This is a genomic window from Xanthomonas campestris pv. badrii (assembly GCF_012848175.1).
In the GTDB taxonomy this organism is placed as follows: domain Bacteria; phylum Pseudomonadota; class Gammaproteobacteria; order Xanthomonadales; family Xanthomonadaceae; genus Xanthomonas; species Xanthomonas campestris_C.
Window position 1 is genome coordinate 3,220,362 of record NZ_CP051651.1, and the last position, 25,221, is coordinate 3,245,582.

24 protein-coding genes and 1 tRNA gene are annotated in these 25,221 nt (G+C 63.4%); 15 read left to right on the forward strand and 10 right to left on the reverse strand.

The genetic code is table 11. The annotated features are described in order from the left end of the window. The first annotated feature begins 205 nt into the window (after positions 1-205). The 7 genes from HG421_RS21100 (at position 206) to HG421_RS13630 (ending at position 7,687) form a co-directional block, all read left to right on the forward strand. A complete protein-coding gene (locus HG421_RS21100) occupies positions 206-4,795 on the forward strand; it encodes an RHS repeat-associated core domain-containing protein (RefSeq protein WP_211161852.1) in 4,590 nt (1,529 codons plus the stop codon). Continuing rightward, positions 4,795-5,280, forward strand: a complete 486-nt coding sequence (locus tag HG421_RS13605; RefSeq protein ID WP_169706825.1) for a DUF6714 family protein — start codon at positions 4,795-4,797, stop codon at positions 5,278-5,280. Before HG421_RS21100 ends, HG421_RS13605 begins: the two co-directional genes overlap by 1 nt. Before the next feature lie 394 nt (positions 5,281-5,674). Beyond that, positions 5,675-6,121 (forward strand): SymE family type I addiction module toxin, encoded by a 447-nt coding sequence (locus HG421_RS13610; protein WP_169706826.1) that lies wholly within the window; start codon positions 5,675-5,677, stop codon positions 6,119-6,121. Positions 6,122-6,150: 29 nt separating this feature from the next. After that, positions 6,151-6,441: a DUF1778 domain-containing protein gene (locus tag HG421_RS13615; protein ID WP_169706827.1), complete on the forward strand. Its 291-nt coding sequence runs from the start codon at positions 6,151-6,153 to the stop codon at positions 6,439-6,441. Positions 6,442-6,464: 23 nt separating this feature from the next. Next, positions 6,465-6,929 (forward strand): GNAT family N-acetyltransferase, encoded by a 465-nt coding sequence (locus tag HG421_RS13620; protein ID WP_248279380.1) that lies wholly within the window; start codon positions 6,465-6,467, stop codon positions 6,927-6,929. A gap of 273 nt (positions 6,930-7,202) precedes the next feature. Continuing rightward, positions 7,203-7,388, forward strand: a complete 186-nt coding sequence (locus HG421_RS13625) for a hypothetical protein (RefSeq protein WP_169706829.1) — start codon at positions 7,203-7,205, stop codon at positions 7,386-7,388. Continuing rightward, positions 7,385-7,687, forward strand: coding sequence for a type II toxin-antitoxin system RelE/ParE family toxin (locus tag HG421_RS13630; protein WP_169706830.1), 303 nt, complete (start codon positions 7,385-7,387; stop codon positions 7,685-7,687). The genes HG421_RS13625 and HG421_RS13630 overlap by 4 nt, the downstream gene beginning before the upstream one ends. A 137-nt stretch (positions 7,688-7,824) precedes the next feature. On the opposite strand, the gene HG421_RS13635 is transcribed toward HG421_RS13630, so the two are convergent. The 4 genes from HG421_RS13635 to rimK form a co-directional block, all read right to left on the reverse strand. Beyond that, positions 7,825-9,159: a sensor histidine kinase gene (locus tag HG421_RS13635; protein ID WP_169706831.1), complete on the reverse strand. Its 1,335-nt coding sequence runs from the start codon at positions 9,157-9,159 to the stop codon at positions 7,825-7,827. Then, a complete protein-coding gene (locus HG421_RS13640; RefSeq protein WP_003490678.1) occupies positions 9,152-9,829 on the reverse strand; it encodes a response regulator transcription factor in 678 nt (225 codons plus the stop codon). Before HG421_RS13640 ends, HG421_RS13635 begins: the two co-directional genes overlap by 8 nt. A gap of 26 nt (positions 9,830-9,855) precedes the next feature. Continuing rightward, positions 9,856-10,332, reverse strand: coding sequence for a hypothetical protein (locus HG421_RS13645; RefSeq protein WP_169708197.1), 477 nt, complete (start codon positions 10,330-10,332; stop codon positions 9,856-9,858). 178 nt (positions 10,333-10,510) lie between these two features. Then, the gene (rimK, locus tag HG421_RS13650) at positions 10,511-11,428 is read right to left on the reverse strand and encodes a 30S ribosomal protein S6--L-glutamate ligase (protein ID WP_169706832.1); all 918 of its coding nucleotides are present in this window, start codon (positions 11,426-11,428) and stop codon (positions 10,511-10,513) included. Between the two features lie 461 nt (positions 11,429-11,889). Here rimK and glgX point away from each other — a divergent pair, with 461 nt between their 5' ends. Further along, complete coding sequence (gene glgX, locus HG421_RS13655; protein WP_169706833.1) at positions 11,890-14,022, forward strand: glycogen debranching protein GlgX; 2,133 nt, start codon at positions 11,890-11,892, stop codon at positions 14,020-14,022. Positions 14,023-14,517: 495 nt separating this feature from the next. On the opposite strand, the gene HG421_RS13660 is transcribed toward glgX, so the two are convergent. The 5 genes from HG421_RS13660 to HG421_RS13680 all read right to left on the reverse strand — a co-directional run bounded on the left by HG421_RS13660 (position 14,518) and on the right by HG421_RS13680 (position 18,674). Beyond that, the gene (locus tag HG421_RS13660; RefSeq protein ID WP_169706834.1) at positions 14,518-14,910 is read right to left on the reverse strand and encodes an H-NS family nucleoid-associated regulatory protein; all 393 of its coding nucleotides are present in this window, start codon (positions 14,908-14,910) and stop codon (positions 14,518-14,520) included. An 88-nt stretch (positions 14,911-14,998) separates the two neighbouring features. After that, positions 14,999-15,391 (reverse strand): hypothetical protein, encoded by a 393-nt coding sequence (locus HG421_RS13665; protein ID WP_169706835.1) that lies wholly within the window; start codon positions 15,389-15,391, stop codon positions 14,999-15,001. A gap of 393 nt (positions 15,392-15,784) precedes the next feature. Further along, positions 15,785-16,327 carry a hypothetical protein gene (locus tag HG421_RS13670; RefSeq protein WP_169706836.1) on the reverse strand — a complete coding sequence of 181 codons (543 nt, stop codon included), beginning with the start codon at positions 16,325-16,327 and terminating at the stop codon, positions 15,785-15,787. 270 nt (positions 16,328-16,597) lie between these two features. Continuing rightward, positions 16,598-16,671: transfer RNA gene (locus HG421_RS13675), tRNA-Gly, on the reverse strand. Between the two features lie 218 nt (positions 16,672-16,889). Continuing rightward, positions 16,890-18,674 (reverse strand): autotransporter outer membrane beta-barrel domain-containing protein, encoded by a 1,785-nt coding sequence (locus HG421_RS13680; RefSeq protein ID WP_169708198.1) that lies wholly within the window; start codon positions 18,672-18,674, stop codon positions 16,890-16,892. Positions 18,675-18,861: 187 nt separating this feature from the next. On the opposite strand from HG421_RS13680, the gene thiS reads away from it, so the two are divergent. The 4 genes from thiS to HG421_RS13700 all read left to right on the forward strand — a co-directional run bounded on the left by thiS (position 18,862) and on the right by HG421_RS13700 (position 22,791). Next, on the forward strand, positions 18,862-19,062 hold the full coding sequence (gene thiS / locus HG421_RS13685) for a sulfur carrier protein ThiS (protein ID WP_169706837.1): 201 nt from the start codon (positions 18,862-18,864) through the stop codon (positions 19,060-19,062). 48 nt (positions 19,063-19,110) lie between these two features. Beyond that, a complete protein-coding gene (locus HG421_RS13690) occupies positions 19,111-19,905 on the forward strand; it encodes a thiazole synthase (protein ID WP_169706838.1) in 795 nt (264 codons plus the stop codon). A 172-nt stretch (positions 19,906-20,077) separates the two neighbouring features. Beyond that, positions 20,078-20,863: a tRNA (guanosine(46)-N7)-methyltransferase TrmB gene (gene trmB / locus HG421_RS13695; RefSeq protein ID WP_169706839.1), complete on the forward strand. Its 786-nt coding sequence runs from the start codon at positions 20,078-20,080 to the stop codon at positions 20,861-20,863. Positions 20,864-20,928: 65 nt separating this feature from the next. Continuing rightward, the gene (locus tag HG421_RS13700) at positions 20,929-22,791 is read left to right on the forward strand and encodes an SLC13 family permease (protein WP_029220706.1); all 1,863 of its coding nucleotides are present in this window, start codon (positions 20,929-20,931) and stop codon (positions 22,789-22,791) included. Between the two features lie 119 nt (positions 22,792-22,910). Here the strand turns inward: HG421_RS13700 and HG421_RS13705 are convergent, their stop codons facing one another. Beyond that, entirely contained in the window at positions 22,911-23,252 is a 342-nt protein-coding gene (locus tag HG421_RS13705) for a Rieske (2Fe-2S) protein (protein WP_169706840.1), read from the reverse strand. Positions 23,253-23,503: 251 nt separating this feature from the next. Here HG421_RS13705 and HG421_RS13710 point away from each other — a divergent pair, with 251 nt between their 5' ends. From HG421_RS13710 to mscL, 3 genes are all read left to right on the forward strand, one after another. Then, a complete protein-coding gene (locus HG421_RS13710; RefSeq protein WP_169706841.1) occupies positions 23,504-23,779 on the forward strand; it encodes a hypothetical protein in 276 nt (91 codons plus the stop codon). A 224-nt stretch (positions 23,780-24,003) separates the two neighbouring features. Then, positions 24,004-24,717 carry a fumarylacetoacetate hydrolase family protein gene (locus HG421_RS13715; protein WP_169706842.1) on the forward strand — a complete coding sequence of 238 codons (714 nt, stop codon included), beginning with the start codon at positions 24,004-24,006 and terminating at the stop codon, positions 24,715-24,717. A 61-nt stretch (positions 24,718-24,778) separates the two neighbouring features. After that, a complete protein-coding gene (gene mscL / locus HG421_RS13720) occupies positions 24,779-25,210 on the forward strand; it encodes a large-conductance mechanosensitive channel protein MscL (RefSeq protein ID WP_169706843.1) in 432 nt (143 codons plus the stop codon). Positions 25,211-25,221: the final 11 nt, after the last annotated feature.

The window sequence follows — 25,221 nt, forward strand, 5'->3', positions numbered from 1 at the left end:
TTATGCACCATGAATCATGATAGATAGATCGCACCTCTGATCAGACATAGTTGCAGCGACTGCTACAGAGCGCCTAGGGTGCACTGAGGCGATCACAGAAAGCACAGAACTGCTCGCCGCTAGCGGTCATGCTTTTACGATGAAGTCCTGTCTGCGCAGGTGCAAATACGATGACCTGCAAACATTCTTCAAGGAGTTGGACACGATGCAGGATATGCAGATGCGCGTCCCGGGACACTGGCGCAAGTGGTTCGGTATGGTGTTGGCTACTGTGGTGACGTGTGTTTCTGTTGTCCCCACGATACCTAGCGCCTATGCGTACGACTCAGGCGTTTGCAATGCAGGCACCAACTTGTGCGATCAAGGACAGGCCTATCTCAATGCCATCAAGGAAGGAAACGAAGCAATTTGCATTGGCGAAGGAACCTTAGCCGCTGTAAACACACATGCCAGCTTGGTTCTCGACCTAACCTATGATCAGCGCTACCAAGCGGTCGTTCAGTGCTATAGAGCGTCTGATAACTACACCGGCGAATCTCGCTTAGCCGAGAGCTTTTACGCAGTAAAATGCAGCGCCAGACCAGTATTCATCCCTGCCGCCGGAAGTACCGGCAACGTCTGCCAAGAAGGCTGCGAATACACGGTCAGCAATGACGGCGTCCAACCGGTCGCCACGCCAAACGGAGCGGTCTGCTCGTCGCCACCACCGCTAGATCCTGCGAAGAATAATGGCTGCTGCGACGGGAGCACCGGGCCGACCACCGCCGGCAATCCGGCCAATGTGTTCACCGGAACCAAGCTCGAAACGGCGGTCGATTATCGTGCGCCCGCAGGACATCTGGAGTTTGTCCGTTATTACAGCAGCGCCGTCGGCCTGCGCCCTACCAGCGTATTGGGCAGCACTTGGCGCCATAGCTACACCCGGACCATCAGCTTCACCGATGCGACGACGCTGATCTTGACGCGCCCCAACGGTAACTTCTATACCTTCAAGAAGGCCGCCAATGGCGTCTGGACACCAGACTGGGATGTGCGGGAAAGACTGTCCGAAGTGCAAGACAATGGGGAGCTGACCGGATGGCAGGTGACTGCCGTCGACGATAGCAAAGAGCAGTTCGATCTGGACGGCAAGTTGACCAGCATCAGTTACGCCGATGGCGAGAAACTCACCTTGGCTTACTCGGGCGGCCAACTGCAATCCGTGACGGATAACCGTGGCCGCGGCCTGGCACTTGCCTACCAGGCGGGCAGGATCGCGCAAGTCGGACTTCCCGATGGAATGGTGCTGGCCTACGGCTACGACACCCAGGCGCGACTGAGGTTGGCAACCTTGCAGACAGCGGCCGGGGTGGTGGTGTCAACCTTAGCCGGGTATGACTATGACAATGCGCGCTTTCCGGACGTACTGACCACCCACCGCGACGAACAGGGCCAGGTGCATGCCTCTTGGACCTACGATGCGCAGCAACGCGTCGTCCGCAGCGTACATGGCGATCCGACCGGCAAGATCGACGAGGCCACCATTACCTATGCGGGGACCACTTCCACCGTCACCAATGCCCTGGGCAATACGGTGACGCGTACAGGCATCTCCAAACTCGGCCAGGCCAAGGTCACTGCCGTCCAGGGGCTATGCCCCGAGTGCACGGTCAGCGCATTCCGATCGCGCAGCTACGACGGCAACGGCTACCCCGACCAGGAAGTCGATTTTGCCGGCGTCACCACGGACTGGACGTACAACTACCGCGGCCTGTTGACCAGCAAGATCGAAGCGGCCAACACCAGCAACGGCCAGAAGCGCACGCTGCAGACGGACTGGCATCCTAGCTTACGTGTCCCCACCGATCGGCGCACCTACGATGCCAACGATGCCCTGGCGGCAAGGACGAGCTGGACCTACAACACCAGGGGCCAGGCACTGACCGTGTCGCGGGTCGATCCAAGCGGAGGTCCCACGCGCGTCACCACGCAGCGCTACTGCGAAGATGGCGATGTCGCCGCCGGCAGCTGCCCCTTGCCCGGCCTGCTGCTGGCCAGCGATGGCGCACGCACGGATATCGCCGACAGCATCAGCTACACCTACTACCCTGCCGACGACAACGCTTGCACGGCATCACTGAGCACTTGCCGCCACCGCAAGGGTGATCGTTGGAAAGTCACCAACGCCCTAGGCCGCATCACCGAATACCTCGCCTACGACGGCGCCGGCCGTCCGCTGTCCATCAAGGACGCCAATGGCATCGTCACCGACTACACCTACCACCCGCGCGGTTGGCTGACCGCCACCAAGGTGCGTGGGGCCGATGCGTCCAGCGAGGCCGATGACCGCATCACCCGCATCGACTACTGGCCCACCGGCCTGGTCAGGCAGGTCACCCAGCCCGATGGCGCGTTCACTGCCTTCACCTACGACGCCGCACATCGGCTGACCGACATTACCGATAACGCGGGCAACACCGTCCACTACACGCTGGACAACGCCGGCAATCGCGTCAAGGAAGACACCAAGGATGCCTACGGCACCTTGAAGCGCACGCTCTCGCGCGTCTACAACCAGCTCGGCCAACTCAAGACCCAGGCCACTGCGGCCAGCGACCCCACCGACTTCGCGTACGACGCCAACGGCAACACCACCACCGTGACCGATGCGCTGGCAACCGCAACGCAAAGCGAGTACGACCCGCTCAATCGCCTGTCCCGCACGTTGCAGGATGTGGCCGGCATCAAGGCCGACACCACATTCGACTACGACGCGCTGGACAACCTCACCAAGGTCACCGACCCCAAGGGCCTGGACACCCGCTACGAGTACAACGGCTTCGGCGATCTGGTGAAGCTCACCAGCCCGGACACTGGCGTCACCAGCTATACCTACGACAGCGCCGGCAACCGCGCCACCCAGACCGATGCGCGCGGCAACACCACCGCCTACAGCTACGACGCGCTCAATCGCCTGACCAAGGTCACCTACCCCACCACCAGCCTCAACGTCACCTATACCTACGACGCGACGCAGGCGGCGTGCACCAGCGGCGAGACGTTTTCCATCGGCCGCCTGACCAAGATGCAGGACGGCGGCGCCATCACTCAGTACTGCTACAACCGCTTCGGCGATCTGGTGCGCAAGGTGCAGACCACCAACGCGCAGGCGCTGGTGTTGCGCTACGAGTACACCGTCGGCGGCCAACTGCAGCGCATGACCTATCCGGACGGCGCAGTAGTCGATTACGTGCGCAATGCGCAAGGCCAGACCACGCAGGTTGGCGTGACGCCAGCCGGCGGTAGCCGCCAGGTGCTGCTGGGCAATGCCACCTACTACCCGTTCGGCCCCGCTGCCGGCTGGACCTACGGCAATGGCCGCACCCTCGCCCGCCAGTACGATCTGGACTACCGCCCGCAGGCAATCCAGGACACCCGCCCGGGCGGGCTGGAAGTGGGCTTCGGCTTCGGCTTCGACCCGGCCGGCAACCTCACCGCACTGACGCCTGCCGGCAATCCCACGCCGGAGATCGGCCTGGGCTACGACGCCCTGGGCCGCCTGACCGGCCTCAAGGACGGCAGCACCGGCACGCTGATCGACGGCTACAGCTACGATGCCACCGGCAACCGACTCAGCGCCAAGGTCGGCGCGGCAACGCAGAGTTACACCTACCCAACCGACAGCCACCGCCTGAGCGCAGTGGCCGGCGTGGCACGTACCTACGATGCCACCGGCAACACCACCGCCATCGGCGGCACCGCGCGCCAATACACCTACGACACCACTGGCCGCATGACCCAGGCCCGCCGCGCCGGCGCGGTGACCATGAACTACCGCTACAACGGCCGCGGCGAACAGGTCCGCCGCTTCCTCGGCACCACAAACACCTACACGCTATACGACGAAGCCGGCCACTGGCTGGGCGACTACGACACCAGCGGCGCACCCAAGCAGCAGGCGATCTGGCTGGACGATCTCCCGGTCGGCCTGCTGGCCAACACCAACAAACTGCACTACATCGAACCGGACCACCTGGGCAGCCCGCGCGTGGTGATCGACCCCATCCGCGATGTAGCGGTGTGGACATGGAGCTTGAAAGGCGAAGCCTTCGGCAACACCGCGCCGAATCAGGATCCTGATGGGGATGGCGCGGCGTTGGTTTTGGATATGCGCTTCCCAGGGCAGCGGTTCGATGCGGCGAGTGGGTTGAATCAGAACTACTTTCGCGACCATGAAACCGTAAGTGGAAGATACGTAGAGAGTGATTCGTTAGGACTTGCTGCAGGAATTAGCACATACTCTTATGTCCTTTCAAATCCATTAATGGATTCAGATTCGCTCGGACAGCAGTCGAGTGCTATGCGGGGTATTCGCGCCCCCATTGGCGGTTCCACAAACGCTGGACTTGCAGACGACGGCAGCTCTTCGTCAGCTGGAAACGCTCAAGCTGCTGCAACAGTTGCTATGGCTGCTATTGGCATAGCCAACGTCATGAGTTCGATGCCTGGCGGCGCAGTTTTGGGCTTACCGATAACCGCCGCAAAACTTTGCCAAGACCCTGATGACGAAGAGTGCCTGAAACTTCGGGCTGAGGTCCAAAAGAAGAAAGCCGTGGTTTCGACATTAGGAAAATGCAGGCCTGGCATGTCGCGAGGTGCACTGGGCATACGGCGTGAAGCCTGGTTAAATCTTGCCATCTCCAGAGCAAAGCGTGACGAGAAATGCTACTCAGGCGGCGACGAAGGCCACCAAGAAGCACACGCCGCGGCATGGCAAAATGCTGGCGTTTGCAGCAACTTGATGGGAGGATTCTGATGAGACGCGATGAAATAATTGATTTTATAAAAAAATCTTTTGCCAACCGCTCAAAACCTTCACAAGTAATATTTTTAAGTCATTCTTCCACGCATGAATACATTGAGGCAGCACAGTTTGAAAAATTGATTTGGGAGGAGGTCGACAGCGACTTAATGGAAAAGGCCTCTGACGCAATCTATGGCTTGAGTGCGGAGGCATTTGTTTACTTCCTACCTGGATTTCTTAGCACAGGACTCCGACATGATCGAGTGGACTACCTGATTTATGATGCGCTTATAAGCATGCTCGATAGAGGAATGGGCGAAACTGGGTGGAACGATTTTTTCAGACAAAGATGGCTTCTTCTAAATCAACAAGAGCTCCTAGCTTTTTCCGAATGGCTTTTATGGTTATCCGATAAAAGCTCAGACTACTTTTTTGAGGGAAACCTGGACAGGTCATTCGATACAGTAAATTTACTCCTGCGACGACTCGGCAATTGATGCACGTGCTAAACGAACCGTCGAAGCATCTAATTTTCGCCCCAATTGACCTGCATTTTATGCAGTTGACATTCTGATCAACCAGTAGCAACCTCTACCACCAAGGAGCGTAGAAACTCCTCTAGTAGCGGCACCCACCTCCGTCAAACTGGTGGGTTTTTTGTGCCTGCCTGCAGGCGCAAGCCGACGCGATGCCTGCGTCGGGAGGGCGGCTAATACAACACTCCTCCGGGAGGAATACGCCCGCCGACTACTAGCGGTTTCTAACCTCCCGACATCCCGTCGCCGGCCGGCGACGGTGCCTGTTCTTCGAAGGAGGCGTTGTCATGACAGATGCATCGATATTGCAGGTTGGTGGGCGTCGTCGCCCCGTGGTGCTGGCGGAGGTGAGGCGATGAGCCGGGCGCAGTCTCCAACCGCCAAGCGGCCCAAATCAAATACCAAGCGCACCGCTTCCGCCAAGCGAGCAGCCACGCCGGTAAAGGACACGCAGCCCATGCGGCTGGTGCCGTCACCCACCTTCGACGTGGAAAACCTGGATTTCGACCACCGGCCCGCCCGACGCCCAGACGACATTCCGCCAAGGCCGCCTCGTAAGTCCCGCACGCCCACCCGTTGCACGGTGGGCTATGCGTTCTACGATGCAGAACCCGGCCGGCCATACAGCCAGCGGATTCCCAGCGTGCGCCTGCGCGGGCTGTGGCTGGAGCAGCTGGGGTTTACGGTTGGCTGCAAGTTGCAGATCACCGCGCGCGCTGGCGAGTTGGTGGTGAAAGTAGTGCCAGTTCACTCGCCAGGAACTGGCACCATGGTAATGACATCGACATTACGGAAGCGCTAGACTACACCGAACCGCAGGAGGCCAACGCGATGTCCACGCCCAACACGACGCCCGGCAAGCGCGAAACCTTGAATATCCGCATCAAGCCAGAAGAACGCAGCCTGATTGACCGGGCCGCCAAGGCACGCGGGAAGAACCGTACCGATTTCATGCTGGACGCGGCACGCCTGGCTGCCGAGGAAGCCTTGCTGGACCAGACCCTCATCGCGGCCAGCCCGGATGCCTACGCGGCCTTTTTGGCGCGGCTGGACATGCCCCCACAGCCGAATGCGCGCCTACGCAAGACGATGCAGACGCCCGCGCCGTGGGAGAAGGGGTGACGGTATCGGCGCCGGAGCCGCTGATGGCCCATCACCGGCTCGAACCCTTCGCATCGGGCGTGGAAAGCCTGGACCACTGGCTCAAGCGCCGCGCCCTGAAAAACCAGGCAACCGGCGCGTCCCGGACCTTCGTTGCCTGCGCTTACGACCGGGTGGTGGCCTATTACGCGCTGGCGTCGAGTGCGGTCGCCGTTGATGCCACGCCTGGCCGCTTCCACCGCAATATGCCGGACCCGATTCCCGTCGTGGTGCTTGGCAGGCTTGCTGTCGACCGATCCCTGCACGGCAGAGGGTTTGGCCGCGCCCTGGTGCGGGATGCCGGCAAGCGCATCCTGCATGCGGCCGACACCATCGGCATTCGTGGGCTACTGGTGCATGCGCTCTCGGCAGACGCCAAAATGTTCTACGAGCGCGTCGGCTTTGAGCCGTCCCCGCTGGATCCCATGTTGCTGGTCGTCACGCTGGAAGACCTGAAAGCCAGTTTGTGAGGTTGTCGAAGCGACCATAGAGAATGAAAAAGGGGCGCGGAAGGTAGCGCGCTTTATGGCTGAAAAACTGCTATCGATCACGGGGAGAGATTGCCGGCAAAGCCCTCGTGCCCGGGGTGCTCCCACGCAAGCGCGGGTTGGTTCGCGATGGAACCGCCGGAACTCTTGGTATGAACTGCGGTAGGTCAGCGTACGGCGCTTTTCTTTGGCTGTTCTGGCTCTGCCGGATCCTCAGGACTAGAATCGAACCGACCCTTTCGTAAGGTAGAGGCCATGTCCGCCCTTTTTAAACAGCAGGCCCACCAGTTGGTTGATGCATTGCCGGAAGACGCGCGCTGGGAAGATCTGATCTACCAGGCTGCACTGCACCGAGCTGTCGAAAAGGGGATCGCAGAGGCTGACGATGCTCAGTTGATTGCTGCGGAGGATGTGCTCCGGCAGCTTGAATTGTCTGCGTGAAGGTCTACTGGACGCCAGGTGCCCAAGCCAGGTTGCTGGAAATCCAGGCTTACCTTAAGGGGCATGCGCCACTGGTAGCGAGGACGGTTCCAATTGGTCTGGCGCGACGTGCTTTGGAGCTGGGTCATTCGCCCGCGATGGGTAGGCTGCTGGCGCGCTACGCGCCGGCCGAGGTGCGGGAGTTATTGGAACGCCCTTACCGCCTGATTTACCGAGTAACGGCGACTCAGGTGGACATTTTGACGGTGTTGCACTATCGCCAGCTGATGCCATCGGATCTGACCGACCTGCAACGTTGAGTGCCTGTGGATTGGTCTGAAACTGCCGGACACTGCGTTGTGAGTCGCGTAGGGACAGGCATCATCTATCCGGAAGCGGACACTACCGGCAAAGCCCTCGCGCCCGGGGGCGCTCCCAGGCAAGCGTGGGTGGTTGGTCAGCGATGAAAAGCTAATGTTGCGATGACACCGCGCTCCTGGCCTGGGCGAACACTGACCCGCCAGCCATACAGATCGCATAGCCGGCTGACGATCGACAGGCCGATGCCACCGCCTTGCGAGTGGCCTGCGTGGGTGCCGCGGTAGCCGCGCTGGAACAGCTTGGCGGCGTCTTCCTCGCTCAGGCCTGGGCCGGAGTCGATGACTTCTACCGCGTCGCCAAGCACGCGAACGCGCACCTGGCCGTCCTGGGTGTACTTGACCGCGTTGCCGATCAGGTTGCCGAGTGCGACCGACAAGGCGGATTCGGGCGCGTCGATGACCAGGTCGCGGCCGCCCTCCAGCAGCAGCTCCAGCGGTTTGCCGCCGAGCTGGGCGCGGTGCGAGTCGATCAACTGTTCGGCCACCTTGGCCACGTTGCTGCTGCCCTGCCCGCGTTCGTTGCGCGAGAGCAACAGCAGCGAGCCGATCAGGTCGCTGCACTGCTGTTCTGCACGTTGAATGCGCTGCAACCGTTGCAGCACCTTCTCATCCAGATTGGGCTTGGTTAGCAACAGCTCGGTGGCGCCGCGGATCACCGCCAAGGGGGTGCGCAGTTCGTGGCTGACGTCGGCGTTGAACTCGCGGTCGCGCTGTACCACTTCGGTGAGCCGGGCGGAGTAATCGTCCAGCGCTTCGGCCAGCTGGCCAACCTCGTCATCCGGGAAATGCGCGGCCAAGGGCTTGGGCTCGCTGGTACCGCCGCGGTAGGCGCGCAGGCGCGCAGCCAGGTCCGACACCGGGCGCATCACCTTGGAGGCGGACCACCAGCCGATCAGCAGCGAGAAGCCGCTAAACACCAACACCGACAACATCAAGGTGCGCTTGAGCTGGATCTCGCCCTTGAGCGTCTGGGTCATGTCGTAGGCGAGGAAGAACCACTCGCTGGGCGTCTTGCGCACCGCCAGCTTGTACGAATACGCATTGCCGCTTTCGTCCACGCCGGAGATGGTGTGGATGCCGTCCGGGAACTGGTACCACTCCGGCTGTTCGAGGCGCAGTGCTTCAAACTTGTCGCGCTTGACCACACGCCCGCGCATCTGCTGCACCGGCAGATCGGGATTGCGCAGCGGATCGGAATAGAACCGCTGCGCGAATGCATCGATATTGCGATTCATCACATCTTCGACCAACTGGTTTTCCACGCGCGAGCGGGCCCAGTTGGTGGCGAAGGCGAACAATGTCGTCAGGCAGAAGCCCAGCAACACGAACGAGAGGATGATGCGGCTACGCAGGCGCCGCCGGTAGCGGCCACGCCTGCGGGCGGGGCGCGATCCGCCAGCACTCTCAGGCATCGGGCGAGGCGATGCGGTAGCCGATGCCGTGACGGGTCTGGATCATCGGCACATCGAAGGGCTTGTCCACCACCGCGCGCAGGCCGTGGATATGCACGCGCAGCGAGTCAGAATCCGGCAGTTCTTCGCCCCAGACGCGGGTTTCCAGCTCCTGGCGCGTCACCACGGCGGGCGAGGCCTCCATCAGCGCCTGCAGGATCTTCAGCGCGGTGGGGTTGAGCTGCAACAACTTGCCGCGGCGGCGCACTTCCAGCGTGTCCAGGTTGTATTCCAGGTCCCCGGTTTCCAGCACGCGGGTGTGCACGCCCTTGCCGCGACGCGACAGAGCGTTGAGGCGTACTTCCACTTCCTGCAAGGCGAACGGCTTGATCAAATAGTCGTCGGCGCCGGAGTCGAACCCGGCCAGCTTGTTGTCCAGCGAGTCGCGCGCGGTCAGCATCAGTACCGGGGTTTGCTTGCGCGCTTCGTTGCGCAACTTGCGGCAGACTTCGATGCCGTCCATCCCAGGCAGGTTGAGGTCGAGCACGATGGCGTCGAACTCGTGCACCACCGCCAGGTGCAGGCCGGTCACGCCATCGGCTGCGAAATCTACCGTGTGGCCGCGGTCTTCGAGGTAGTCGCCCAGATTGGCGGCGATGTCGCTGTTGTCTTCAATTACTAGAATTCGCACTGGAACCTCGTTCTTTAAGCTGTTTTTTAGCGCTGGCGCCGAGAAATTTCGTCTTGACTCACGGTGGTCTGACGGCGCCGCTGGGCGGCCGTCATGCACTGTTTCGTACTCATCTGCGACCCAGTTGCACGCTCGCGCCGACAAATCAGGCGGCTATCTTCGCTTGCCCTGGTCAAAATTCTGGTGACGAGCTCCTGGTCGTTGCGCACCGCCGCCAGCTGCTCTGGCTGCAGTGCCTGGGCGTTCGGCTGCGCTTCGAAGATTGCTTCGAGCCGATCGAGCGCCGCACTCACCTTAGCGCGCTCATCCTGACTGATCTCGGAGTACTTCTCCCCTGCAGCAAGATCGGTACGTACCTGCGCCGCCTGCGGCTTGAACGGCTTGTCCACATTGAGCACGACCGCCAACGCGTGCTCGCTGAAAAGACACGCCGCGAGCAGCAGTCCACCAACACTCCACAGCCTTGCCATGCGACGCCTCCTTGTGCCTGAGCGATTTAACATTTGGCGAATGTAGACGCGAACTTCGATAGCGGCAAGCCGTCCATAAAAAGGCCCAAGTGCGACAACGCACTTGGGCCAAAAGTTCATCCCGATCACCGTCACTGCCGAGAGCGGAGCTACGGTCGGCAGAGGCTAGCGAGCCAGAGATTATTTTTTCGTTAATTTTTTGCTAAAGCATTCAGCCATCCGATCGGCGGGCGGCCTGCTCCAGATGCTGGATGATGTGGGAGGCCACATCGACGCCACAGACCCCTTCAACGCCTTCCAGGCCCGGGGTGGAATTCACCTCCAGCACCAACGGCCCGCGCTTGGAGCGGATGAGGTCGACGCCGGCCACCGCCAGACCGAGCGCACGTGCCGAGCGCACCGCGACCTCCTGCTCCTGTTCGGTCGCCTGGGCCACCGCGGCGCTGCCCCCCAGATGCAGATTGGAACGGAAATCGCCCTCGGCGGCCTGCCGGCGCATGGCCGCCACGACCTGATCACCGACCACGAAGCAGCGCAGGTCGGCGCCCTCGGCTTCGCCGATGAACTCCTGCACGATGAAGTTGGCGTACAGCCCGCGCAGCGCTTCGACCACACCGCGCGAGGCGCTGGCCTTCTCGGTCAGGATCACTCCGGCCCCCTGCGCCCCTTCGTTCAATTTCACCACATGCGGCGGCGGGCCGAGCATGGAAAGCAGGTCCTGGGTGTCGTCGGGGTTGTCGCCGAACACGGTGACCGGCATGTCGATGCCCTGTGCGGCCAGCAACTGGTGCGCACGCAACTTGTCGCGCGAGCGCAGGATGGCGTCGGAGGGATTGGGCGTGTAGGTGCCCATGAATTCGAGTTGGCGCAGCACCGCGGTGGCATAGCGGGTCACCGATGCGCCGATGCGTGGAATCACCGCATCGAAACCGGTGATCGGCTTTCCCTTGTAGTGCAGGCTGAAACCGTCGGCGGCGATGCGCATGTAGCAGCGCAGCGGGTCGAGAATACGTACCGTGTGTCCGCGCTTGCGCCCGGCCTCGATCAGTCTGCGTGTCGAATACAGCTTGCTGTTGCGGGAAAGGATGGCGATTTTCATCGCGGCAGGGACACGGCGCGGCCTGGACATGGTCGGAGTCTGATGACGGAGTGAGCCAAGTCCGTAGGTCTGCCGGTCGTCAGGGCGTGAGGGCTGCCAGACCCTGTACGCAACGATCGAACCGGTGTGCGACGGCCCCGAGGACGAAGATGCGATGCCGCATCGACACGTGTTGCCACAGCCGCACACGCGACGCAGCCTCAACACCAGCGATGCTAGCAGGGCGCCCGCGCGGCGCTCAAGACACAGCGGATGCTTCGGGTATGGCAGCGGCGAGAGCAGATCCGCGTGCCTCGGCCGGGCAACGCAGCGTTGGCGCGCCCTGTGCCGGCATGGCGCCACCGCAAGCGAGCGCCACTGCCGGCGCGACCCGGCGCCGCGGCATTACTCCCTCACGCCGCACCGGGATTGCCGTAACGCGTTTTGCACAGATGAAACCGCGATGCTTGAGCTTCCTTCATGCCGGCATGCCGGCGCACCCGAGACTCTCCATGCGACGTCCAGCAAGCGCGGCCTATGCCAACCCCTCCCGCATCCGTCAGGGACGCCCGTTTCCCCGCGGTGCCGTCTTCGATGGCAAGGGCACCAATTTCGCCCTGTTTTCCGCGCATGCCACGCGCGTGGAGTTGTGCCTGTTCGACGAACAGGGCAACGAGACCCGCATCGATCTTCCCGAATACACCAACGAGATCTGGCATGGCTACCTGCCCGACGCCAAGCCGGGGCAGCGGTATGGCTATCGCGTGCATGGCCCCTACGCGCCGACCGAAGGCCACCGCTTCAATCACAACAAGTTGTTGCTGGACCCCTATGCACGCGAGCTGGAAGGCGATCTGATCTGGGCCGACGAGTTGTACGGCTATACCGTCGGCCATCCGGACGGCGACTTGAGCTTCGATGAGCGCGACAGCGCGCCCTTCATGCCCAAATGCGTGGTGGTCGAGGACACCTACGATTGGGGCGACGATGTGCGCCTGCTCAAGCCCTGGAACGAAACCGTCGTCTACGAAACCCATGTGCGTGGATACACCATGCGCAACCCGCAGGTCCCCGAGGCAGTGCGCGGCACCTTTGCCGGCCTCGCGCAGCCGCAGGTATTGCAATACATCAAGGACCTGGGAATCACCGCAGTCGAACTGCTGCCGGTGCACGCCTATCTGGACGACCAGCATCTGCTCGACAAGGGGCTGCGCAATTACTGGGGTTACAACACGATCGGCTTCTTTGCGCTGAAGTCGCGCTATCTCTCCAGCGGCCATCGCGACGAGTTCCGCGACATGGTCAAGGCCATGCACAAGCAAGGGCTGGAAGTGATCCTGGACGTGGTTTACAACCACACCGCCGAAGGCAGCGAATTGGGGCCGACCCTCTCGTTCAAGGGCATCGACAACGCCAGCTACTACCGTCTGGCCGAGGACAAGCGCTATTACATCAACGACACCGGCACCGGTAATACGCTCAACCTGAGCAACTCGCGGGTGATCCAGTTCGTCAACGACTCGCTGCGCTACTGGGCCGGCGAAATGCATGTAGATGGTTTCCGCTTCGACCTGGCGACCATCCTCGGACGCGAGCCCAGCGGTTTCGACCAGCGCGGTGGCTTTCTCGATGCCTGCAACCAGGATCCGTTGCTCTCGGAAGTCAAACTGATTGCCGAGCCGTGGGATTGTGGCCCGGGTGGCTACCAGGTCGGCCACTTCCCGCCGGGCTGGTCGGAGTGGAACGACAAGTTCCGCGACAACGCGCGCGAGTTCTGGAAGGGCGAGGACGGCAAACTGGCCGAATTCGCCACGCGCTTCACCGGCTCTGCGGATCTGTTCGACCGCCGCGGACGTCGTCCGTGGGCGTCGGTCAACTTCATCACCGCACATGATGGCTTCACCCTGCGCGATCTGGTGAGCTACAACGAGAAGCACAACATCGACAACGGCGAAGACAATCGCGACGGTTCGTCCAACGATGGGTCGTGCAACTACGGCGAAGAAGGCGAGACCGACAACGCCGACATCCTGCAGATCCGCGAGCGGCAGATGAAGAACCTGCTGGCCACGCTGCTGTTGTCGCAAGGCACGCCGATGCTGCTGAGCGGCGACGAGCGTGCGCAGACCCAGGGGGGCAACAACAACACGTATTGCCAGGACAACGAGATCACCTGGCTCGATTGGGAAAACGACCCCACCGACGGCCGCCTGACCGACTTCGTCAAGGCACTGACTGCGCTGCGCAGGCGTTACCCGATCCTGTCGCGCGGCCGCTTCCTCAATGGGCAATACAACGAGGAAGCGGGCGTGCGCGACCTCACCTGGCTCAACCCGGGTGGCAGCGAGATGGAGGATGCGCATTGGACCGATGCAGGCGCGCGCTCGGTGGGGCTGTTGCTGGAAGGCAAGGCGCAGACCTCGGGCGTGAAGGAGTTGGCCAACGATGACACCTTGCTGATCGTCATCAATGCCTACCACGAGGGTGTGAGCTTCACCCTGCCCTCCACCGACGAACCAGTGCACTGGAAGCTGGTGTTGTCCACTGACGAAGCCCTGGAAGTGGACATGATGCCGGCCGGCGCCAGTGAGTTCCTGGCACCGCCGCGCAGCGTGTCTGTCTTCGAGTGCAAGAGCGATCAATAGCGGTTTGGCTGCCCTGCCCCATCACCGCCCGCCTCGATGGCGGGCGGTGTCTTTTTAGAACCCGCGATCGCGCTATTGATGCAAAGGAGTGACGAGGAATGGCCATGCGGGATGCAGCGATCCGCATGCTGAAACACAGGCGATAGCATGCGTATGACGGCTTGGAGAGACAAGATTCGTGTGATCCCTGGGCGGGCGGCGAGCGAGGCCGGTTTGGTCTGAGCGAACTCCAATCGTTCGCGGCGGCCACGGTCAAACGCTGGTCAAACAAATGGGCCGTTCGGCGTGATGCCAATCCGCCAGCTAAAACTCACGCAAGGCAACTCGATCAGGGTAGAACTCTTCGATCGACTGCCTGGCGATGACGCAGGCTGTGGTCACCGTCGTACACTCTTTAAAGTAATCGCCCGACGCTCGCACCCGCTGCCCAAGCAATGCCTATCTCAACACCCTCAGTTATGACTGCACCTTCTGCGAAAACCTGAAGCTGCACCCTCACCCCGGATAAAGCGGGAAACGCTTGTCCGGATGCTTGGACTTCCATTCCTTGTAGGAGCTGGTGCCTTCCCAGGCCTTGAATGCGCGCGGCGTGCGGCCACGCCCGGACCAGGTCTCGCCGGAATGGGGAAGCCAGTACTTGGCCACCACCTCGCCGGTGGACGACAGCGGCCCCTTGGTCTTGCCGGTCATGGCAAGCGAGGCGATCTGGGACTTCTGCTTCGCGTTGAACCGGCTACCGAACTGGGTGAGAACCTCGACGATCTGGTCGAACGCTTCCAGGGTCTGGGCGTATTTGAGCTGCGCTTCTTCCTGCTCAAGCTTGCGCAGCTCTTCCAGCAGTTGGGCTTTGGCGGCGGCAGAGGGTGACGCTGGCGGAACCTGGCGCATTGACGAAACTGAGGTTGGGCGGGTCGACGAGTATTGCCGTTACGCCGCCCAGCGTAAAGCGCCCGGCCAGATCCGGGTCTGCTGGCGCTCAGCGATGGCGCAGCAGGGCGTGTTCGCGGGCCATGGTCAGCACCGGACCGATGCGCCCGGCCTGGATCAGTTCGCTGCAGTGCTTGCCCACGAACTCCACCCGGGGGGCGGTGAACCACTGCAGCACCCGGTCCAGCTGACCGGCGTTGATCGACCAGGCATGGCACACCGCCTCGCCCAGCTCCTCCACTCCGATCAACCCGATCTGGCGGATCTGCTCGGCATCCAGCTTGAACATTTCCAGCACCCTGCCGGCATCGTCCGGGGTGCCACAGACGCGGGCCTGCTCCGCCGGCACGGCGCGATGGGCGAACGAGGCGGCCTGCGCCGACTCGGCGCGACGCATCCCCTTGATCAGCGCACCAACCAGCTGTGAGTGACTCGTCTTCATGATGCCCGCCCGGTGATGCAGGAACTATGGCGCTCATCCAGGCCACGCTCAATCAGGAGGTTCCTGACTGTCGGGAAGGAAATGAGGAAGCTTCGTTACGTATTTTTCGCGACACACGCCGACTGCAATCGACGTCATTGGCAATCTGCAATCGTGCATGCGGGCCTACGCGCATTCCGGGTTCAGGAAACACTGCGCGGGCTCAGACGCGCGTGTCGAACGCAGCCTGTCGCGACGCGCAGCGGATTGCCGGATTACCGACCCTAAACTTGGCTGCAACTACGATCTCCGCAGCCCTGTCCTGCGCTCTTGCGCGAACTCCACCGATCGACAGACCCATGCCGCAGATCCGCACATCCGGAGCCGCAGCAGCGCGCGCAGCTAGAGCCTCCATCAGCGCGCCAACGACTGCTCCGCCTCTTTCAATGTGCGCTCATAGGACGCACGTTCGGCCGCACTGAGGAAGCCCTGCTGGCGCACGAGTCTGGGAACTTCAGTGCCCACCGTCGCAAGATGCGCAGTCAGCTTCTTCGCCTTCGCCGGTGCAATCGCGCCGCTCTTGCGGGCATCCGCAATGGCGCCCTGAAGGGTCTCCACGCGCTCGGCAAAATACAGTTGCTGCGCCCGATTGACGCGCCAATGATCGTCGGCAAGCCCGGCCTCCAGGCCGCTGCCGCGCACCGACGCAATGAACGCCTGATCGGTACTCAGGTCTCCAGCCAGGGCATGCGCGCGTTTGCCGTCCAGCAACGAGGGGTCCACCTCGACCGCGCACCCTGTCACGCGCGTCAGTTCCTGCAAGCGCTCGTCGAGCCGCTGCGCCGGCAGCGAGAACGCAAAGGGTCCGGGCTGGCACGCAGCAAGGACGGGGCCGGCGAACATGACCGCACCCAAGGCAACAACGATCGACGGCAGACGATTGCGAGCAACAGCCATGACAGTCTCCGGAACACACGGACATCCGTGCGCTGCAAACGCTAGAGCGGCAAGCCCGAACGGCAACGGAATCAGTGCTGCAGAGTCGCGTGTTTCGGCAACCAGGTCCTGCGAGGACACCCACGCGCCGATGAGACGTTGCGATCAGCACCTGCACATCAAGCATCGCTCAGGCACACAACTTCAGTGCATACGCGGCGCGCAAAGCAATACAGGACGGCGCAGAAAAGGATGTATCCAGCCGATCGATCACCAAAGCCATTGCGGCATTGGAGCGGGCGATGGGAATCGAACCCACGTCAGTAGCTTGGGAAGCTACAGCTCTACCATTGAGCTACGCCCGCGCGGCGTGGGGAGAGTTTAGGCGGGTGCGGGCATCGTGCGCAATGTGCGCGTGACAGCGCGTGCGCCTGCCGGGCCCACCTCGCCACCGTCGGCACCAGGCCAGGACAGCCCTTGCCGTGTGCAGCCAGGCGCAAACACTTCCGGAATCCACCTACGACGAGGGCCGGTTGCCCGGCCCTCGTGCGTGATGGGTGCTGCGTGCTCTGCAGCGCGTGGATCAGAAGCTGCCGCTGAAGTTCACGAACAAGGTGGCATCGCGGGCGCTGCGCTGGGCCGTTGTGGTGCTCAGGCCCATGTTGCTCTGCAGGCCCCACAGGCCGGTACGTGCGCCCAGCACCACGGTGGCGTAGTTGCGGTCGAAGTTCTGGCCGGGAACGGTGTACATGCCCACTTCCGGCATCGACTGCAGCCAGGCGCTGGCTTCGCCGCCGTCCTTGAACTCGTGGTCGTAGGTCGCCTGCAGGTACGGCTTGACCATGGCGCCGTCCAGACGCACCTGGAAGCCGACGCGGCCAACCAGCGAATCGATGTCCTGATTGGCGTAGCCCAGCGCAGTGGCGCTGTCGTTGCTTTCGGTGTAGCCGTCGAGCTTGATCTTCTGCCAGGTCAGGCCGGCCACCGGGCCGTACTTGACGTTGCCTTCGCCCAGCGAATACCCGGCGTTGAGCGCGGCGGTGAGGTTGCTGCCGTCGGGGGAGCCGCTGTGCACGCGGGTGGCCGGCCCGAGCTGCACTTCGCGGTCCACGTCGTAGCTCAGCCAGCTGTAGCTGACCTGGGCGTTGACCCACACCGGGCCGGTGTACCAGCCGAAGAAGCCGCCCAGGGTGGTGTCGTCCTGCTTGAAGCTGCCATTGCGGTTGCCGAAGTCGGCATCCATGCGACCGAAACCGGCAAAGCCACCGAACACCATGTCGCCTGCGGTCCAATCCACACCGAACAGGCCGGCCGGCGCCATGCCGTCGTACAGGTCGGCGTGGTCGTAGCGCTGCATGTCGCCGCGCACGCTGCCCCACCAGCGCAGGCCGTCGGCGTCCGGCTTGCCGTCCAGATGCCAGGCCACCTGGTCGGCGCGCGCGCGGCCGCCGGCCTGCGCGGAATGGGTCAGCACCTGCTGCAGACGCGGCGCCTCCAGCAACGAGATCGCGTACTGGCCCAGGATCTGGTGCACAGCGGTGGTCGGGTGGATGCCGTCGGCAAACACATAGGTGTTCTGCGCATTGGCGGCGACCAGGCTGGTCGGGTTGCAGGCCGGCAGCGGCACAGCCGGGTTGCAGGCGGTGCTGGTGACATTGCTGAAACCGTAGGTGCCGGGGTTGGCGACGATTTCCTGCAGCATGTGGAAGGTATCGACCGGGATAACCCGCAGGCCGGCCGACTGCAGGCCGTTGAACAAGGCGGTGTTGTAGGCGGTGGCCGCACCGGTGCCCTGCGCCATTCCCACAGCGCCACCAGCGCGGAAGCGCGGGGTGATGCCCACGTCCGGAATGGTCGGCACCATCACGTACCGTGCGCCGGCGTTCTGCAAGGTGGCCACGGCACCGACCTGGGCGGTGACTGCGCTGCCGATGATGGCCTGCGCCTGTGCCGGAGCGAGAGACGCGGCGAGCAGGTCGTTGGCGCCACCCCACACGGTGTAGAGCGCATTCGGGTCGGCGCGGCCGCCGTTGGCGGTGAGGTAGGTGGTGATCTGGCTGGTCACCGACGGTGCAGCGCCAAGTGCGCTGACCGAGCTGGCCTGGATGCGCGCGCCGCCGGCAGCGTAGTTGTCGCCGGTCTGGCCGTTGCCGTTGGGCGCGGCATTGGTGCCGAAATGATCGGCCACATACTCGGCCCACACCCAGCCCGGGTTGGTGGTGAACTTGCCGGTGACAGCGCGCGAGGCGGCCGGCAGCAGCGGGTTGTAGTAGCCACTGTCGGTGAGGCTGTCACCGAAGAACACGGTCCGGTCGAAGGCCGACTCGGCCATGGCCGGGGTGGCCGCAAGAGCGATGGCGACCGCCATCAGGGAGCGGATCGGGCGAAGTGTTGAAGCCATGGGAGTGCCTGCTTGAAGTGGATGGGACCGGACCGGCCTGCCTACGTACGCCGGCGAATGGCAATGGTTTCATCCCCGCCGTCCGTGCTCACGCTGCAGTGCCGCATAACGCAAAAACGCGCGCCCGGGCGGCACGCGATGCGACAATGATGACATGAACATTCAACTCAACGGCAGCCTGCGTACGCTGCCCGACAACCTGCCGCTGGCCGCATTGCTGGACCAGGAAGGCCTGGCACAACGCCGCGTGGCGGTGGAGGTCAACGGCGAAATCGTGTCGCGCGGACGGCACGCCGAGCATCTGTTGCGCGAGGGCGATGTGGTGGAGATCGTGCACGCCTTGGGCGGCGGCTGATGCGCCGCGCGGCCGGCGCACCCGCGCCTGATCGGTGATAATTGCCGGATGACGACTCCCGCCCCCACTGATGCGCTGGTCATCGCCGGCAAACGCTACCGTTCGCGCCTGCTGACCGGCACCGGCAAGTTCAAGGATCTGGACGAAACCCGCCTGGCCACCGAGGCCGCTGCCGCCGAGATCGTGACCGTGGCAATCCGCCGCGTGAACATCGGCCAGGACCCCAACGCGCCCAGCCTGCTCGATGTGCTGCCGCCGGATCGCTACACGCTGCTGCCCAACACTGCCGGCTGCTACACCGCCGAAGATGCGGTGCGCACCTGCCGGCTGGCGCGCGAGCTGCTGGATGGCCACACCCTCACCAAGCTGGAAGTGCTGGGTGACGAGCGCACGCTGTACCCGGACGTGGTGCAGACCCTCAAGGCTGCCGAGCAGCTGGTGGCCGATGGTTTCGAGGTGATGGTCTATACCTCCGACGACCCGATCCTGGCCAAGCGCCTGGAAGAGATCGGCTGCGTGGCGGTGATGCCGCTGGCCGCGCCGATCGGCTCGGGTCTGGGCATCCAGAACAAGTACAACCTGCTGGAAATCATCGAAAACGCCAAGGTGCCGATCATCGTCGATGCCGGCGTGGGCACCGCCTCCGATGCGGCGATTGCGATGGAGCTGGGCTGCGACGGCGTGCTGATGAACACCGCCATTGCCGGCGCGCGCGATCCGATCCTGATGGCCAGCGCGATGCGCAAGGCGATCGAAGCTGGCCGCGAGGCGTTCCTGGCCGGGCGGATTCCGCGCAAGCGCTATGCCTCGGCATCGAGCCCGGTGGATGGCGTGATTGGATGAGTGGGTGGTCTGCGTTGACACTGCAGCCGAGGCGCAATGATTGGCATTGCGGCGTGCTAGATATCACCGCTGCCAGATCGCGCGTTGCTGCGAGCGCCCCCTCACGCCGTACCCTCACCCCAACCCCTCTCCCGGCGGGAGAGGGGCTTTCGTTTCGCCGATGACTTAATTCATGACTGATCCTTTCACCAGCGACGGCGCCAAGATGCCGCCCAAACCCTTCACCATCGAAGAGGGGCGCCGCCAGGTGCGCAGCTTCGTGTTGCGCCAGGGCCGTTTCACGCCGGCGCAGCAGCGTGCGTTCGATGAGCTGTGGCCGCGGTTCGGGCTGGACTACACCGGCGCGCCGCGCGATCTGGATGCCGCATTCGGGCGCGACGCGCCCAAGGTGCTGGAGATCGGTTTCGGCAATGGCGCCGCCTTGCGCTTTGCCGCCCAGCACGATCCCAGCCGCGACTACATCGGCATCGAGGTGCATGCGCCCGGGGTGGGACGCCTGCTCAACGCGCTGGACGAAGACGGCAGCACGCATGTGCGCCTGTATCACCACGACGCAGTGGAAGTGCTGGAACATGAGATTGCCGATGGTGCGCTGGATGAAGTGCGCATCTACTTTCCCGATCCGTGGCACAAGAAGCGCCACAACAAGCGCCGCCTGATCCAGCCGGCGTTTGCGCAGGTGCTGGTGCGCAAGCTGCGCGATGGCGGCCGCCTGCATGCCGCCACCGACTGGGCCGACTACGCCGAACAGATGTGGGACGTGCTCGACGCCACTCCGGGCCTGGTCAACCGCGCCGGCCCGCGCGGCCACGTCGAACGCCCCGCCTGGCGCCCGCAGACCCACTTCGAAACCCGCGGCCAGAAGCTTGGGCACGGCGTGTGGGATCTGCTCTACGACCGGGAATCGGGAATCGGGAATCGGGAATCGCAAGGGCAACTGCCCGCGTCGCCCGGATAACCCACAGCGTCAGCAATTTTCGCTCTGCCAATTCCCCATTCCCGACTCCCCATTCCCGGCCCCCAATGGACACCGCGCTGACGCTGACCAACGACATGAAGCTCGTCCTCGGGCTGGTCGGTTTCACGATGGCGATGTTTTTGTTCGAGCGCATCCGTGCCGATGTGGTGGCGTTGATCGTGCTGGTGGTGCTGGGCGTGACCGGGCTGGTGGCGCCGGAGGAACTGTTCGGTGGGTTTTCCGGTAATGCGGTGATGAGCATTATCGCCACCACCATCCTCGGCGCAGGGCTGGAGCGCACCGGCGCGTTGAACCGGTTGGCCAGCTGGCTGTTGCGGCGGTCGCACGGCAGCGAGCAACGCCTGATGATGATGACGCTGGCGATCTCCGGCTTGAACTCCTCGTTCATGCAAAACCCGTCGGTGATGGCCTTGTACCTGCCGGTGGCCTCGCGGCTGGCCGCGCGCACCGGGCTCACCCTGCAGCGCATGTTGTTGCCGATCGCCGCGGCCATCGTGATGGGCGGTGCGCTCACCATGGTGGGCAATTCGCCGTTGATCCTGCTCAACGACCTGCTGGTGTCGGCCAACAACAACCTGCCCTCGGGCATGGCCAGCATCGAGCCGTTGACGATGTTCGCGCCGCTGCCGATCGGCGTGGCCTTGCTGATCGCCGCACTGCTGTATTTCCGCTTCTACGGCGACCGCAAGCTGATCGAAGAAGAGCGCCTGATCAACGAAGGGGTCACCCCCTCGCGCACCGAAAGCTATTTCGCCAAGACCTATGGCATCGATGGCGATGTGTTCGAGCTCACCGTGACCGCCGAAAGCCCGCTGGTCGGCATGACCCTGGGCGAAGCCGAAGCCATTCACGACGCCCCGCTGCTGTTGGCGCTGAAAACCGGCAACGACACCCGGCTTGCGCCGCCGGCGGACATGCGCATCTGGGTCGGCAGCGTGCTGGGTGCAATGGGCCAGCGGCAGGAGGTCGCCGACTTTGCGCAGAACCATTTCCTGCGCATGTCCTCGCGGCTGCGCAACCTGGGCGACCTGTTCAACCCCAGCCTTGCAGGCATTTCCGAAGCGGTGATCCCGCCCAACTCGCGGTTGATCGGCAAGAGCGCCGGCGAGCTGCGGTTGCGCAAGCAGGCCGGCATCAGCCTGCTGGCGATCAACCGCGACAAGCAGGTGATCCGCGAGGACGTGCGCAGCGTGCCCTTGCGCGCCGGCGACATGCTGGTGTTCCACAGCATCTGGCAGGATCTGGCCCAGGCAGCGGAAAGCCGCGATTTCGTGCCGGTCACCGACTTCCCGAAAGGCGAGCAGCGCCCGCACAAGTTCAAGATCGCCATGGCGATCTTCGCCTTCACCATCCTGATTGCGTTGACATCGCGCCTGCCGGTGGCGCTGACCCTGATGACCGGCGTGGCCTGCATGCTGGTCAGCGGCGTGCTGCGCATGGACGAGGCCTATGCCTCGATCAACTGGAAGACCATCTTCATGATGGCCGGGCTGATTCCGCTGGGCTGGGCAATGGACAGCAGCGGCACCGCGGCCTGGGTCGCCGGCCACACCATCGACCGCCTGCCCGAAGGCGTGCCGGTGTGGGCGCTGGAAATCAGCCTGGCATTGCTGACCACGGCATTTTCCCTGGTGATCAGCCACGTCGGCGCGACCATCGTGATGGTGCCGATTGCGGTCAACCTGGCATTGGCGGCCAACGGCAATCCCACGGCGTTTGCATTGATCGTGGCGTTGTCGGCTTCCAACAACCTGATGACCGCCTCCAACCCGGTGATCTCGATGGTGGCCGGCCCGGCCAACTATCAACCGCGCGAACTGTGGCGCGTGGGCGCGCCGCTGTCGCTGATCTACATCGTGGTGATGGTGTCGGTGATCAACCTGATGTTCTGGTGGGCCGCACGCTGAGCGCAGGCGCGGTGAGGCCTGCGGTTGCGCGGCGTCTCGATCGAGCCATCGGGGTCCACGCGAAATGGACGGCAGCGGCTGCGCGCTGCACTGCTGCACTGCCGCGCTGTCGACCGCCGTTACCCCAGCACCACCTGTTCGCCATCGATGCGCACCGGCACCGCCACCAGCGACTGGCCGCGACATGGGCCACTGATGCACGCGCCGGCGCTCAGTTCGAAGGCAGCGCCATGCGCGGCGCAGACCAGATGCCCCTCCTTGGTCTTGAGGAACTGCCCCGGCGCCCAGTCCAGCCGCCTGCCGGCATGCGGGCAGACATTCAACCAGGCGCGTACCTGCGCACCCTCGCGGTATAGCACCAGCGATTCGCAGGCCTCCTGCCAGGTCGTTTCCACCTCCAGGAATCCGGCATCGGGAATCTGCGCCAGGCTGGCAAGCGTGGTGGATGAGGACGAGGACATGGGCCACGGCGGAGTCGGGAACGGGCCGCCGATTGTGGCATGCGCGCCCTGCCATGCCTGCGCGATACGGCTGGCGTTTCTGTGCCACCGCAGGGTGTGGCCATGGAAATAGACGCCTACGGCAGCCTTGGGTTAACACACGCGGCGTGATGCGCTTAACAAAACGCGCCAAGAATTAACGAACTTTTCACTCAATGACATGAAACCGCAACGATACTGCGCGCTTGTTTCCTGCCCGGCAGCCCACCGCCATGCCTGCACGCATCTTCCAATTCGGCAATCTCCATCACCTGTTTGCGCCACGCAAGCCGCGCCATCCGTTGGTGCGCGTTGCAGCGGGCCTCGCAGGCCTGGCCATCCTGGCGGTGCTGATCTTCTTCAGCGTGTTCGTCGGCGCAGCGATGATCCTGGGCGGCATCGCCTGGAAGCTGTTGAGCAAGTCGAACCGCCGTGCGTCGCCGCAGACGCGGGTGGTCGAGGCCGAGTACCGCGTGGTGCGCAAGCCCGCGCTGCCGCTGTCGCACTGAGCACCGCACTGCCGCTGCACCCTGGCGGCGCGTTTGGCCGGGCTCCACACCTGCACAGCACCCATCGGCATTTGGTCGCACATGCCGATCTGCGTTTGGGCGCCTGCCTGACCGCGCGGCGGCGCCAAGCCGGCCGATGAGCCCTGCGGCGTTTGAGCAGTGAAGGTTCCGTCGTACACGGCGTAGCAGCTAGACTCACGCGTCCCCTGTTCGAGGATGCGTGCATGACCCACGATGTGATTCCCGCCACCGACGTTCCGCGCATTCCGGTGGTTGGCGGCGGTATGTTTCCGGTGCACCGCATCTATTGTGTCGGCCGCAACTTCGCCGACCATGCGCGCGAAATGGGCGCCAGCGCGCCGGCGTCCAAGGCCGACCGCGGGCAGCCGACCTTCTTCATGAAGCCTGCCGACGCCATCGTGGTCGGTCATGGCGACCGCATCCCCTACCCGCCCGGAACCAACGAGCTGCATCACGAAGTGGAGCTGGTGGTGGCGTTGGGCAGCGATGCGCCAGCCGGTGCGTTGCCGGTAGAGCAGGCCGAAGGCCTGATCTATGGCTACGGCGTCGGCCTGGACCTGACCCGTCGCGACCTGCAGGCCGCCGCCAAGGCCAAGGGGCTGCCGTGGGATATCGCAAAGGGGTTCGATCATTCCGCCCCGATCAGCGAGCTGGTGCACGCCGGCGAAGTGGGCGCGCTGGAGGCGTTGAACCTGTCGCTGGAAGTCAACGGACAGGTGCGTCAGCAATCGTTGCTGGATCAGATGATCTGGAACGTGCCGGAAATCCTGCACGAGCTGTCCAAGCTCTATGCCTTGCGTGCGGGCGATCTGATCTTCATGGGCACGCCGGCCGGCGTCGGGCCGTTGCTGCCGGGCGACCAGTTCAGCGCGCGCCTGGAAAACGTGGCCGAACGCCACGGCATCATCGCCGGCTGACATTGGCCGGGCTACGCTCGGCACAGCGGCAGTGGGTCCGCAACCGCATCTGGAGAGCACTATGGGAATGATCAGCGAGTTCAAGCAATTCGCCATGCGCGGCAACGTCATCGATCTTGCGGTCGGTGTGGTCATCGGCGCGGCATTCGGCAAGATCGTCACCGCGCTGGTCGAAAAGATCATCATGCCGCCCATCGGCTGGGCCATCGGCAACGTGGATTTTTCGCGGCTGGCGTGGGTGCTCAAGCCGGCTGGCGTCGATGCCACCGGCAAGGAAGTTCCGGCCGTGGCGATCGGCTATGGCGACTTCATCAACACCGTGGTGCAGTTTTTGATCATCGCCTTTGCGATCTTTCTGGTGGTCAAATTGATCAACCGCGTGACCCATCGCAAGCCGGATGCCCCCAAGGGCCCCAGCGAAGAAGTGCTGTTGCTGCGCGAGATCCGCGACTCGCTCAAGAACGACACGCTCAAGCCGCCGACCACGCCCTGACCGGGCCCATC

Coding starts and splice junctions, on each gene's coding strand:
- HG421_RS13705 (WP_169706840.1), bottom strand. CDS start 23,252: ATGTCCTCGTCCTCATCCACCACGCTTGCCAGCCTGGCGCAGATTCCC.
- HG421_RS13660 (WP_169706834.1), bottom strand. CDS start 14,910: ATGCGCCAGGTTCCGCCAGCGTCACCCTCTGCCGCCGCCAAAGCCCAA.
- HG421_RS13680 (WP_169708198.1), bottom strand. CDS start 18,674: ATGGCGGTCGCCATCGCTCTTGCGGCCACCCCGGCCATGGCCGAGTCG.
- HG421_RS13610 (WP_169706826.1), top strand. CDS start 5,675: ATGAGCCGGGCGCAGTCTCCAACCGCCAAGCGGCCCAAATCAAATACC.
- HG421_RS21100 (WP_211161852.1), top strand. CDS start 206: ATGCAGGATATGCAGATGCGCGTCCCGGGACACTGGCGCAAGTGGTTC.
- HG421_RS13605 (WP_169706825.1), top strand. CDS start 4,795: ATGAGACGCGATGAAATAATTGATTTTATAAAAAAATCTTTTGCCAAC.
- HG421_RS13620 (WP_248279380.1), top strand. CDS start 6,465: ATGGCCCATCACCGGCTCGAACCCTTCGCATCGGGCGTGGAAAGCCTG.
- HG421_RS13645 (WP_169708197.1), bottom strand. CDS start 10,332: ATGTTAAATCGCTCAGGCACAAGGAGGCGTCGCATGGCAAGGCTGTGG.
- HG421_RS13700 (WP_029220706.1), top strand. CDS start 20,929: ATGGACACCGCGCTGACGCTGACCAACGACATGAAGCTCGTCCTCGGG.
- HG421_RS13670 (WP_169706836.1), bottom strand. CDS start 16,327: ATGGCTGTTGCTCGCAATCGTCTGCCGTCGATCGTTGTTGCCTTGGGT.
- HG421_RS13690 (WP_169706838.1), top strand. CDS start 19,111: ATGACGACTCCCGCCCCCACTGATGCGCTGGTCATCGCCGGCAAACGC.
- glgX (WP_169706833.1), top strand. CDS start 11,890: ATGCGACGTCCAGCAAGCGCGGCCTATGCCAACCCCTCCCGCATCCGT.
- HG421_RS13625 (WP_169706829.1), top strand. CDS start 7,203: ATGTCCGCCCTTTTTAAACAGCAGGCCCACCAGTTGGTTGATGCATTG.
- thiS (WP_169706837.1), top strand. CDS start 18,862: ATGAACATTCAACTCAACGGCAGCCTGCGTACGCTGCCCGACAACCTG.
- HG421_RS13665 (WP_169706835.1), bottom strand. CDS start 15,391: ATGAAGACGAGTCACTCACAGCTGGTTGGTGCGCTGATCAAGGGGATG.
- mscL (WP_169706843.1), top strand. CDS start 24,779: ATGGGAATGATCAGCGAGTTCAAGCAATTCGCCATGCGCGGCAACGTC.
- HG421_RS13710 (WP_169706841.1), top strand. CDS start 23,504: ATGCCTGCACGCATCTTCCAATTCGGCAATCTCCATCACCTGTTTGCG.
- trmB (WP_169706839.1), top strand. CDS start 20,078: ATGACTGATCCTTTCACCAGCGACGGCGCCAAGATGCCGCCCAAACCC.
- rimK (WP_169706832.1), bottom strand. CDS start 11,428: ATGTCCAGGCCGCGCCGTGTCCCTGCCGCGATGAAAATCGCCATCCTT.
- HG421_RS13615 (WP_169706827.1), top strand. CDS start 6,151: ATGTCCACGCCCAACACGACGCCCGGCAAGCGCGAAACCTTGAATATC.
- HG421_RS13635 (WP_169706831.1), bottom strand. CDS start 9,159: ATGCCTGAGAGTGCTGGCGGATCGCGCCCCGCCCGCAGGCGTGGCCGC.
- HG421_RS13715 (WP_169706842.1), top strand. CDS start 24,004: ATGACCCACGATGTGATTCCCGCCACCGACGTTCCGCGCATTCCGGTG.